At 30.3% G+C, this 12,045-nt stretch carries 11 protein-coding genes and 1 pseudogene; 11 read left to right on the top strand and 1 reads right to left on the bottom strand.

Features of this window, described 5'->3' with window-relative positions:
• Positions 1–581 precede the first annotated feature (581 nt).
• The gene (locus GIY83_RS10230) at positions 582–2,432 is read left to right on the top strand and encodes a TlpA disulfide reductase family protein (RefSeq protein ID WP_208686788.1); all 1,851 of its coding nucleotides are present in this window, start codon (positions 582–584) and stop codon (positions 2,430–2,432) included.
• Between the two features lie 150 nt (positions 2,433–2,582).
• Entirely contained in the window at positions 2,583–2,867 is a 285-nt protein-coding gene (locus GIY83_RS10225) for a hypothetical protein (protein WP_208686786.1), read from the top strand.
• A gap of 519 nt (positions 2,868–3,386) precedes the next feature.
• On the opposite strand, the gene GIY83_RS10220 is transcribed toward GIY83_RS10225, so the two are convergent.
• Positions 3,387–4,580 carry an ATP-binding protein gene (locus GIY83_RS10220; RefSeq protein WP_208686784.1) on the bottom strand — a complete coding sequence of 398 codons (1,194 nt, stop codon included), beginning with the start codon at positions 4,578–4,580 and terminating at the stop codon, positions 3,387–3,389.
• Between the two features lie 491 nt (positions 4,581–5,071).
• Here GIY83_RS10220 and GIY83_RS10215 point away from each other — a divergent pair, with 491 nt between their 5' ends.
• From GIY83_RS10215 to GIY83_RS10175, 9 genes and pseudogenes are all read left to right on the top strand, one after another.
• Positions 5,072–5,365: a hypothetical protein gene (locus GIY83_RS10215; RefSeq protein ID WP_208686782.1), complete on the top strand. Its 294-nt coding sequence runs from the start codon at positions 5,072–5,074 to the stop codon at positions 5,363–5,365.
• Positions 5,366–5,682: 317 nt separating this feature from the next.
• Positions 5,683–5,877, top strand: a pseudogene (locus GIY83_RS25110) (tyrosine-type recombinase/integrase); the annotation flags it as partial.
• 135 nt (positions 5,878–6,012) lie between these two features.
• Positions 6,013–6,627 carry a hypothetical protein gene (locus tag GIY83_RS10205; protein WP_208686780.1) on the top strand — a complete coding sequence of 205 codons (615 nt, stop codon included), beginning with the start codon at positions 6,013–6,015 and terminating at the stop codon, positions 6,625–6,627.
• Positions 6,628–6,759: 132 nt separating this feature from the next.
• Positions 6,760–7,437 carry a hypothetical protein gene (locus GIY83_RS10200; protein WP_208686778.1) on the top strand — a complete coding sequence of 226 codons (678 nt, stop codon included), beginning with the start codon at positions 6,760–6,762 and terminating at the stop codon, positions 7,435–7,437.
• Positions 7,438–7,609: 172 nt separating this feature from the next.
• On the top strand, positions 7,610–7,984 hold the full coding sequence (locus GIY83_RS10195) for a hypothetical protein (protein ID WP_208686776.1): 375 nt from the start codon (positions 7,610–7,612) through the stop codon (positions 7,982–7,984).
• A gap of 218 nt (positions 7,985–8,202) precedes the next feature.
• Positions 8,203–9,438 (top strand): DUF4419 domain-containing protein, encoded by a 1,236-nt coding sequence (locus GIY83_RS10190; protein ID WP_208686773.1) that lies wholly within the window; start codon positions 8,203–8,205, stop codon positions 9,436–9,438.
• Between the two features lie 203 nt (positions 9,439–9,641).
• Positions 9,642–10,106, top strand: coding sequence for a hypothetical protein (locus GIY83_RS10185; protein WP_208686771.1), 465 nt, complete (start codon positions 9,642–9,644; stop codon positions 10,104–10,106).
• Positions 10,107–10,249: 143 nt separating this feature from the next.
• A complete protein-coding gene (locus GIY83_RS10180; RefSeq protein WP_208686769.1) occupies positions 10,250–10,885 on the top strand; it encodes a hypothetical protein in 636 nt (211 codons plus the stop codon).
• 157 nt (positions 10,886–11,042) lie between these two features.
• Positions 11,043–11,753: a DUF6794 domain-containing protein gene (locus tag GIY83_RS10175; RefSeq protein ID WP_208686766.1), complete on the top strand. Its 711-nt coding sequence runs from the start codon at positions 11,043–11,045 to the stop codon at positions 11,751–11,753.
• The last annotated feature ends 292 nt before the right edge of the window (positions 11,754–12,045 follow it).

Here is a 12,045-nt window from a genome sequence, read left to right as displayed (position 1 = left end):
AAAAACGATTATAATTTTAAGCCCTGTAAGGGTGCAAGGCTAATTTCAAAAAGCACGTTTAACATATTTTGTATGATATTCGCGTAGAAAACATCTTTTTCTTTGAATCTTTTTTCTCAATTTTCTTTTGCCCTTTCAGGGCAATTTCCACTTTTGATTTAATTCGTAGTGCCTTGCACTACGCTACTGCTTTTAGGGCTTTGAGCCCATTTTAAATTATGGCGCCCCGCTCGTGAACGCAAAGTTATTACAAAGTAGTTCAAAACAAAAAACGCTCCGGATTTCTCTGAAACTTTTATCTAATAGCGGAAAGCATTCAAATATTTAACCTCATTATCTTGGATTACTACAATATTTGAGCATGCTCATCTTAATTTTTTCTCTGTTTTTTGTTTGTATAGCTACTCGTAATAGATGTCAACAAGCATCAATCAAATTAAAAGTCCTTTTGATAATTTGCAGTGAAAAAAAGATATATTTTTTTGCTAATATTCTCTTAATAAAAAACTAGTAAGTCTAATATTCTATAATTTAGCTATCGTTAGAAAATTAAGATCTTTGTAAACAAATTCCAAAACCAAATGAAAAAAATCCTCATTTTATTGTTTATTACCTTTATTAATAATTCTTTTTCTCAAAACGGAAAAGTGTATTTAAAAGACTCCAAATTTAATATTGGAAAGGAAAATACTTATATTTATGAACCTCCCACAGGGATCGAAATTCCCGACCAATCAAAAGCCAGAATAATCTACGCAGCTAATAACGAAGATGGTATTGAATTTAAAAAATTAGTCAAAAAGAATAAATTTTACGAGTTTGCAATAAAAGTACCGGATTCTTCCAGAACGATTTTGTTAACGATCAATAATGATCAAAAAGTAATCGATGACAATAGTGAGAAAGGATATTCTGTACTTTTAAGAACTCAAAACAAGACTGAATTAAGTAAAACGTTGGCCAATGAAATTTCTATGAGAAATTTTGGCTTTTTTGGTTTAAAACTAAAAACTGATAATAAACCTGAAATCATGGTGGCTGACTACGAGGCTTTGTTTGCAAAATATCCAAATTTAAAAAATGATAAATCTTTTTATCAGTATCTTGTTCAAAAAGAACGAATAAATAAAGATAAAACCAAACCAGAATTTTTAGCTTTCGCCCAAAAATGCATCAAGAAAAATACTGAAGAATATTTAATATTGGCTTCAAATATTTACGAGAGAACCGAAATGGTAAAAGAAAAAGAAATACTGGATCAGAAAATTTTAAAAAAATATCCTGGTGGCGAACTCGAAAAGACGAAATTTCTTCATGAATTTTTCTCTAATCCAAATAAAACCGAAGCGTCTGTTTTAGCAAGCATGAATACCGTAAAAACAAAGTATCACGATACTTCTGAAAATACATTATTTACTTTCAAATACTTTTTAATGAATATTTACCTTCAGAACAGAGATCTTGAAAAAATAATTAATTTAGAAAATACCTTAAAAAATAAAGTCGCAATTACATCGAGTTACAATCAAACTGCATGGGAATTGTCTGGCCAGGATTTAACAACACCCGCAAAGGATATTGAATTTGCCGAAAAAATTTCAAAAAGATCTCTGGACATTCTTGACGAAAATCAAAAAATAGCTAGTAATCCTGACTATAAAGGGATGTATAATATGTTTGCAGATACTTATGCATTGATCTTGTACAAACAAGGTGATTATGACGGAGCTTTTAAATATCAGGAAATTGTTAGAGGATTCAATGGTTTTGATTCCGGTGGAAAAGAACGTTATTTAGCCTATATGCAAAAGGTAAAAAGTAGAGATGAGGTCAATAAATATATTGAAAACGAAATCAACAATGACCAACTTGTTCCTGCTGCATTTTTATCTACATTAAAAACGAATTATACTGCACAAAATATTCCGCTGGATCAATATGAAAAACTAAAGCAAAAAGCCGAATTACTTACCAAAACCAAAATGGAAGAACAGGTTATTGCAAGATTTGGAAGTGCAACAGCTTCAAATTTCTCGCTTAAAAATCTGGAAGGAAAACAAGTCAATCTTTCTGATTACAAAGGAAAAATAGTGATTCTTGATTTTTGGGCAACCTGGTGCGGACCATGCAAAGCTTCTTTTCCTAAAATGCAGGAATTAGTGAGTAAATACAAAGGTAGAGATGTAGAGTTTTTGTTTGTCAATACTTTTGAAAAAGGAAAAGAAGAAGACACTTTCAAAAAAGTCAATACTTATATCTCAGATAAAAAATACAGTTTCAACGTTATATTCGATTATAAAACTGATGTAGCTTCTAACTACAAAATTGAGGCTATCCCAACAAAAATACTCATAGATAAAAACGGAAAAATTATTACCGGTGATGCTTCAGATTCAACTCTTATCGATTTAATTGACCAGCAATTGAATTAAAATTTAAACCGCTTCCCGAAAATTTTTTATGAAAAGTTATACAAATGTGATCTGACTCCGCACCCGTAATCTGATTCATGGCAACAAAGTAAATATAAAATCCAATATTAAATAAGGTTATTAAGTTAAATACAAATATCCATAGACAAAATGAATCAACAAAAAATTGAACAAATTAAGTCGATACTAAAACAATGGAATCCTCTAGGAAATGCTGAACATAGCATTCAAGATTTAAATGACTATGAAACGGAGGTTGACGATATCATTTTTAATCTTGAAATAGATTATGACTTTCCAGAAAAAAGTGTTACCAAAAAACAGTTATCTAAAACTGTCAAAGAAGTCCTGAATCAAGCTTTTGACTTGTACTTGACCAACTCAGAATGTGATGCTCCTTCAGAAGAAATATTGGAGGTTCTGAACCAGAGATAAAAGCACGCCAGATAACATAGATGCTACAACAGATTTGGGCAATCGGCTTAATGAAAAGTTGGTTTTGTATTTGTTATGATTTAGCAAATCCGAAGAATGGGTTTAATTTATTTTTAAACGCTGTAGTCCTCTGACGTTGGGTGCACAACAACTCCAGAAGGACTTATTAAGGACTCGAAACAATTTTCCTTGAACACACTGATAGTTTGTGTTTTTTAATTAAAAAAGATTTTTAGAAACACAAAAAAGCCTGAGAAATCTAGATTTCTCAGGCTTTTACTTTGTCTTAGTAGCGGGAAGCATTCAAATATCTAACCAGTTTATAGATGATTATTATAGTAGTATAGCATGGGTGTTATAATTTTAAAATATTACAATAATTGTTTTATTTCGAATACAAACAACCCACATTTATTTTGTCCTTTGAAAAAGAAATAATACCACACAATATACTTATTGATGTGTTAAAACTTTTTAAAGGATCTGTTGTTTAGTTTATGGACGATTTTACTACATTAATTAATATAACAAACCAAATAACCACAAAGGAATGGTGTTCTCAATTCCAAAAGCAATTTGATCTTGCACTATGTAGGCGTTATTTAAACCAGCTATTTGCGCTTTACTTTTGTTTTTTCCTCCAATCTCAAAAACATATTTTTCGTTTACTGTAAAATCAGCTTTGTCATGGTAAGTTACACGATGATTCTGTCTTAATTGGTTCAGGAAAAAAGTTTCTCTCACATTGCCTATGTTGGGTTCTTCTGGACTTAAGGCATATATAAAGTTGGTATTTTCAAGATAAATTTTTTCTGGTTTTTGCAATGAACTCACGCCAAACTGATTTTTGTAAATTGTATTGATTACACTTGCATCAGCAAGATGTAAAAGATTGTCTATAATTGTTTTTCTAGTAACCTGAATTTTATTAGCCAAAGCCGAAACATTTGGTTTAAAAGGGACTGATTGACTTATTATATAAAGCAACTGTTTAATTTTGAAAATCAAATTTGTATCTGTACGGCGCAATAAAGGCAGTTCAATTTCTAATATCATATTGATTACTTCCTGTAATTGCTTATAATACAAATTAGAGTTTTCCTGATAGAAAGGATAATATCCCACCCGTAAATATTTTTCAAACAAGGGTAAAGCTTTGAACCGTGAATCAAGTTGAAGCGCAATTTGGGTGTGATTATTTAGTAGGTCTTCTAAAGTTAGTGAAGTGATTTCAATTCGATGTCTAAAGCTTAAATATTCACGAAACGACAAACCTTGCATCTCAAAAACTAAAGCACGACGACTAAGGTCAGCACGAGAATTTAATATTTCAAGCAAGGAAGAACCCGTGAAAGCTACTTTTAAGTTAGGGTAATTATCGTAGATGTTTTTCAATTCAACAGACCAGTCCGGATATTTATGAACTTCATCTACAAATAAATGCACTCCGCCTTGATTTACAAAATCTTCAACCAAATCACTCAAACGATTGTCTGAAAAATAAATATTATCCAATGATACATACAGGGCTTGGCTTGAAAGACCATAATTTTTTTTGATGTATTGCAAAAAAATAGTCGTTTTTCCCACACCCCTGGCTCCTTTTATACCCAATAAGCGCTGATCCCACGGAAGTTGATTCAATAAGTAACGCTCAAATTTGAACTGAGATTGGTTTACCAAACTAATATGTCTTTGGAATAAGGCTTTCATTTTTAAAAATGTATTTTTTATAATACAAAAATAGTAAAAAATGTATTCTGTAAAGTGCAAAATAAGAATATTTTGTGTTTTTAAAAACGCAAAATTGAAAATGGTTCATTTAAAAGCTTTCTAACAGGTTTTTGTATTGATCCTATATAAACAGTCAAATAACCTTAAATAAAAAAAGGGACAAAGAAGAATATTTCTTCTTTGTCCCAAGTAGTAGCCTAATGGGACAATTCTCGAACCATTTTATGAATGATATAAAGATATTGAAAGGGCAAAATGATTAATTTAAAATTTTTAATTTTCCATTAAATAATGAGTGAATATATTTATGATATAGTTAGATAAATAGGAAAAAAAAGTTCAAGAAATTCTCAGAATGTTGCTGTTAATTTTACCTATAATGTTTAATACTGTTGATCTTTAAAGTGCTAAAAATAAGAAAGAAGCAAGGAGAATATTAAAATATAATACAATAGTTGTATATTTGTAAAATGAGACCAAAAGTCAACATAGTGGACATTTTTCCTAAATATTTATTTTGGGATATGGATTATAATAAGCTTGATGTTGAAAATCATAAAGCTATTATAATTCCAAGGGCCTTGTATGCCACTACTGCCGAAACTTTCGAAGCAGATATTCAGCTTTTAGAAAGATTCTATACTTCTTCTGATATTGTAAAATATCTAAAACAGACAAAAGAGAATATAAGTAATAAGGTATGTCTGAGTGTTGCTGATCGATATCACGTGAAGCCTTTTCAGCGTTTTGTACTGCCAATTTAATATAAAAGTCTCCTGACTTTTACTGATCGGGTTAAAACAAAAAGCTCCAGATTTCTCTGAAGCTTTTGTCTTAGTAACGGGAAGCATTCAATTATCTAACCACTTTATTGAAGATTATTATATGATTATTGCACTTGCATCTTAAAATATTTGTCGGATAATCTTTAGCTTTTTTGGAAATCATTTATGGATAACAATTGTAATAAAGGAGCTTATAAAGCGCCTTCATCAGCAAAGGAGTAATATGATTGGGAAGTTATAATTAATGAATCCAGTAATGTGATTCAGAAAAAAGTTTGCAAAGTGTATTAAAATAAGCTCTCAAAAAAGTTGGCATAACAAAACCTGTAAGTTTACATTGGTTGCGCCATAGTTTCGCTACACATTTACTTGAAAGCGGAACTGATTTAAGGTATATTCAAGAATTATTAGGCCATCAAAGCAGTAAGACCACCGAAATTTATACACATGTTAGTACGAAAAGTATTCAACAAACAAAAAGTCCGTTTGATGGTTATGAAATAAAAATCCTATTTTTGAAAATAAATAACACTGACAATTGTCAGACAAAGCGACCCAATTTAGGGTGTATAAGTCGGACGTAGTCAGACATATATACAAGTTATGCACCATATTAGAAAAGAACAATGACCGACATAAAAGAAATAGCAAACGATATTTATAGTAAAGAGAACACAAAATCTCATCGTGACCTCATTCATAATTTTGAGCGACACCAAAAGACAATCGAAACTATAGACTATAAAGCAACTGTAGATTCTTATGACATCTATTCTCAACTAATTGCTGATTATGGAATTGCTCTTGCAGAAACTCAGAGTTATAGAAAAGCTATTCCTTCAATTGATAAAGCACTTAATCTTCTCGAAAATAATACAAAATTCACAGCAGAGACTTTATCAAACGTAAAGTTTTATGAAACCTTGATATTCAATCGTGGAATTTGTAATTATTACCTTGACAAATTCGAATTGGCACGACCTGACTTTGAATTATTAGTAAAACTTTATCCAGACAATGACAATTATCCAAAGTGGACTAATGCGATTGAAAATAGAAAGTTGAATCGCTTGAAAAATGTTTTATGGTATTTTGTTGCGGGTTCAGTATTAATTGAATCATTTTATAACAAGACGACATTAATTAAAGACTTAACACTTGGAATCGGAATGCTTTCATTGTTGGGGGCAATTATTTTGGAAACAATGATGTATATCAGAAAGAGAAAATACGGTGCATAACAGCCGTTTGGCAAGATTGGGGTTTTAGGCTAATGGAAAGTTAGTTTTGTATTTGGAAAATTTGTGTTTAACCCAAAAATCTCGCATCTTTAATCCCCAACCTCGCCAAGCGCCAGAACGTTGGCAGTAATTATGAAAAAACACATAACACATATATTAGTTTTATTTCTTTGGACAGGATTTATATCTGCCCAAAACAATAATCAAACTATTGATTACAATAAGCTGTTGAAATACAAAGTAGATGAAAATAGATTTAATTTTGGTTGGCTGAAAAACGTATTCAGCGGTATACCTTGCTTTAGAGATTACACAGAAGACAAGACAGAGATGCAACTCATCGATCCTAAGACTGATTCTATAATTTACAAATCGACTGAACCAGAAATAAATGGATTAAAAATAATACCTGAAAAAATATCTTTAGATAAAAAAGTACGAAAATTTCAAATCAAAGGGCAAATAACAGGTGGATGGGAAAGTGTAATACCTCTTGAATTTGAAATTTATATTGGACACAGAAAAGATACTATCTCAAATATTACACTGTCACCAAATTTGCATGGAGATGTTTATTATAATGGTAAAAAAGTAGACTCTACAATTGTAGTTGATGTAGTACCCTCATTTTATATGACGAATATTAAAAAATTTGTAGCGTATAGAAGTGTGCAAAACTTACCTAACTCGTCATATAAACAAATGCTTTTTGACATTGAGGCAGTAATTGATGAAAAAAGTATTTTGGTTTTTGGTTTATCATCTAGATATGCGGAAATATTTGAAATTGGCAAATTACTAACAGAATAAAATAACTACTGCCAACACACGCTACAAGCAATTTGGGGATTTGTCTTAATGGAAAGATTGGTTTTGTATTTGGAAGATTTGGCCAATCCGAAAATAGGGCTTAATTTAACCCCAAACTGCTTGTAGCGCGAGAACGTTATGGGCAATTCCCAGTATTGTGATAAAAAATAAAATGAATAAGTTCAAGACAATTGATGACAAACTGTACAGTTTTGCAATAAAACTTAATGCAACTTTGTCGAAAGACAGGCCACATTTTCCAAGAGAAATGGTAACCTTTGAGGAAAGAAGAATTGATTGGTGTGAGAATCAAATTAAAAAAGCAATTATTATTCAGCCAACATTTACAGCAAAAGGTGTTGATTCATCTCTTTGGAATTTTATAAATATTGCTTGGATTGAACAAAACGGAATCGCGGTCAAACCTGGATGGCAGAGTTGCTTAATCGATAAAAAAGATTTTAGCGATATTGAAAAACAAATTGACCAATTACTTACTAAATCTGAACAGAATTTAAAAAGTATAGAAATTAAGGATGTAATATAAGTGCCCATAACAGTCACTCCTATAACGGATTTGGGCATTTGGCTTAATGATAAGATGGTTTTGTATTTGAAATATTTGGCAAGTCCGAAGAATGGGCTTAATTTAGTCCCAAACCCGCTGTAGTGCCAGAACGTTGGTGGCAAGGCTACCGAAACGTGAGATAAAAATATAGAATGACAAGCTATTTTGTCAAGATTAAGAAGATTATCATCAACAAAATGAAAAAAATATTTACAATCTTATTTTTTATTATAATCTGTAAACTAAATGCACAAATTAGAATAGTTTGTGATGATGTTAAATTAGCTAGTAAACCACTATGTGAAGTATCTTATGTAAAAGCAATTGAAAAAAGAATTGGAGGAAAATTTGAAGCGTGTGAATTTAAACTTAGAAATGAATTGTTGGTCGAAACAGATATACATCCATTCGTTTATTCACTTTATATTGCTTATGCTGATCATCGACCTATAAGTATAAGTCCTGATATGATTTGGTTGTTGATATGTCAAGGATTTTCCACTCACGTAAATAATAATACTGAAAAATTAAGAACTAAATTTGTTTCATTTGACGAAAAAAAGAAATTAATTGTAAAGACACAACCAATAAGCGATAAGTTTATAAAAGGCAGTATAAATTCTCCTTGGCCATTAGCTTTTCCTATTATGGCAGATTCAATTTCTAAATACGTTAAAGCTGATATACATAATTTATATGTTCAATCATTTAGTACTACAACTTCAGCAGAAAAGGCAGCTTACGAAATAGCATTATTAGATGTAATGAGCGGATACTTCGAATATGAATACGCTACGGCTTGCGGAATTCCAGAAATTAATATTGAGGGTACAAAAGAAGATTGGCAAAAAATAAAAACAAACATAAAAAGTTTTAAAGGATATGGTATAGATAAGTGGATAAATTCACTTGAACCAATTATTCAACAATTCATAAATGCAAGTGAAAATAAAATTGACAATAATTTTTGGTCAAACATTTTTAAAAGAAAATATGAAAGTGGTGGACCATATATAACAGGCTGGGTCATTAAATTTTTCCCATACATAAGTGAAGGAAATCAAAAAATGATTAAAAATCCTTATATAGAAAGAGAGCCAAAAGAATTTATGGAAGGACTAGAAACTAATCAGTTTAACAACGGACTATCTAAAGCAAATTTTATTTGGAATTATTTTGGCAATGAATATGAAATGGAATTTTTGGCTGGTTTTGTTGGAATAAAACAAGATAAAAAATCTTTAACTTTAAGACCTGAAATAGGTTGGTTAGTAAAAGACAAAAAAGATATCATCAAAACTAAGTTAATTGGTATAAAAAACTATAGTGAAATAGAAGAAAAATTCAAGGCAAATTGGAAAACATATTCAGTAGTATTTATAGGCATATTTCTATTCGGGCTTTTTATATTTTATAAATCAAGAAAAAAATAAAAGCAAATAATAAACTAGAACATCAAGATAAAAAAAGCCCAGCCACCAACACACGCTACAAGCAATTTGGGCATTAGGCTTAATGGAAAAATTGGTTTGTATTTGGAAGATCAGGCAATCCAAAAAATAACGCTTATTTAATCCCAAACTGCTTGTAGCGCGAGAACGTTATGCACAATGCAAAACCACAGTAACTAAATGATATGAAAAAAACTATACTATTTGAATTTTTATATTTTTTGTTGAGTTTAATAATCGGGTTATTTGGAATAGCTTTCCTTAGTAGAATTACATATTCTAAAACCCTTTTTATCATCCCCGTTTTTGGTAATAACATACAAATGACAGCTGGATTAATGTTATCTTTCTTTTGGTTAGTTTCATTGTTTATATTGACATTAGTTAGACAGTTTAAGCAAAAATTCAAAAACCTTTTTCATAATTTAATTTTGCTGATAGCTGGTTTAGCCTTGACTTACTTCTTCTTGAATTTTATTGATATTGCTCAAAATATGAAGAATGTGTTTGAAAAAGAACTTCCAGCTGAAAAAATAACAGGTTTAAATTATGAAATAGCTTTGTTTTCTTTTCTTCAAATATTAGTTATAATAACTGTGATAAAAGCTGTAATTAATTCTACACTGAAAGTAAAAAAACACTGCACATAACAGCTACAACGGATTTGGGTAATAGGCTTAATGGGAAGTTGGTTTTGTATTTGGAAGATTTGGCAAATCCGAAGAATGAGTTTAATTTAGTCCCAAACCCGCTGTAGTACCAGAACGTTAGCAACCATTAATTTCGAACTCGTATGAAAAAGACATTTTTGATTATAATGATTATTTTTATTAGTTGTAAAAAAAGTGCAACAGAATTTGAGTTTAAAACAAAAGATCGAAATATTTCAAATAATGTTAGTTTGTTAAATCAAAAATGTGAAGAGTTATTTCTTAAAAGTTTTTCAGAAAAAGAATTCGAAAAATATTTCAAACTTAACTCTAAAGAAACTTATTTACGATGTGGAGAAAATAAATTTCGGCTAAATGATTCTGTAAATTGTAAGCCAAACTTTTATAGAATTTCCTATGATTTTAGTTTTGAAAATAAATTCCAAGAAACAATCGAAATTGATTTTGATTCTTTGAATAGGCAAATTAATATAAATACAGATTTACTGAAAGGTTTGCGTAGGTTTGCAGAAAATAAAATTAAAATAAATAGACAAACGGCTTTAGAGATCGCAAGGAAATATGAAATTTCAGGAGAAAATATAAACATATTCTTTAAGATTTATAAATATCCCAAATCAAGTCCGAAATACAAATCAAAAAATTCTATTCTTTATTACTGGGAAATAACCAACGAATGTAACCATTGCAATTCAATATCAATCGATGCAGAAAGTGGAAATGTATTTGAAGAACGAAAATCTGAATACGTATATTAACGGTTGCTAACAGCCGTTTGGCCAGATTGGGTTTTTAGGCTGAATTTAAAGATAGTTTTGTGTTTGTAAAATTGTGTTCGACCGAAAAATCCCGCATCTTTAATCCCCAACCTCGCCAAGCGCCAGAACTTTAGCGGTTATGCTAAAAAAAATAACGATGAAGAAACAAATTTATTTATTATTGGCATTAATGATTTGTCTGACATCTTGTAGCCAAAATGTACCTTCAAGTCTTGACGAATCCTTACATTATTTTGAGAAAAACTGGACTGAAAGTGCTAAAAATTCATTCAAAAGCAAACCTGAAAATGAAGCTGTAACAGAATTGCATATGACAGTTGGAATGTGGATAAGAAATAATTGGATAAGAAATGGAAACGAATCAATTGTAAAAGAATGTAACACAATTGGTATCTATCATCCAGACGATATTTCTTCAATAATTTTAACATCACTACATCGAAAATTAAATCATAAAGATTTAAATCTTGAAAAACAAGCTCAACATTATATTGATTATTGGAAACCAATAATTGAGAATGATGAAAAGTCAAAAACAATAGCTATTGAAAACTACAAGAAATACAAAGTTGGAGACAAAATAAATATTTATTATCCTGTGTACACTCATAACGGTGAAAGTATGGCAGTTATAAATGAAAACAGTAAGGATTGGATTTATAATGCTAAAAATGATTTAAAAATAACTGGGATAATTAAAGAGAAATATTTCATAAATAGTGAAACAAATGTTTTCTTTAAAATAGAAATAACAGAAAAGAGTAAAGAGAATATTAAAGTGTTAATGGAAGATATGAAAATTGGAAACACATACAATTTTCAATTAGACAAATTAACTATCAACTAAAAACACAACCGCTAACAACTACTACAACGGATTTGGGCAATTGGCTTAATGGAAAGTTGGTTTTGTATTGGTATGATTTGGCAAATCCGAAGAATGGGCTTAATTTAGTCCCAAACCCGCTGTAGTGCCAGAACGTCAGGCTGTGAAAAAACTAAGTCAAAAAGAGAAACTATTTGGATCCCTGTCGGAGAAAAATTTCGTACAGCCAATTCTCAGAGGATCATTTTTAGTTTTTTCACAGACTGACGTTGTAGGCAACTTTGGACAGCACATAAATTTAAAATCATAATCC

This window comes from Flavobacterium sp. SLB02, assembly GCF_009664855.1.
Taxonomy (GTDB): domain Bacteria; phylum Bacteroidota; class Bacteroidia; order Flavobacteriales; family Flavobacteriaceae; genus Flavobacterium.
This window is presented reverse-complemented; position numbering and strand designations above follow the sequence as displayed.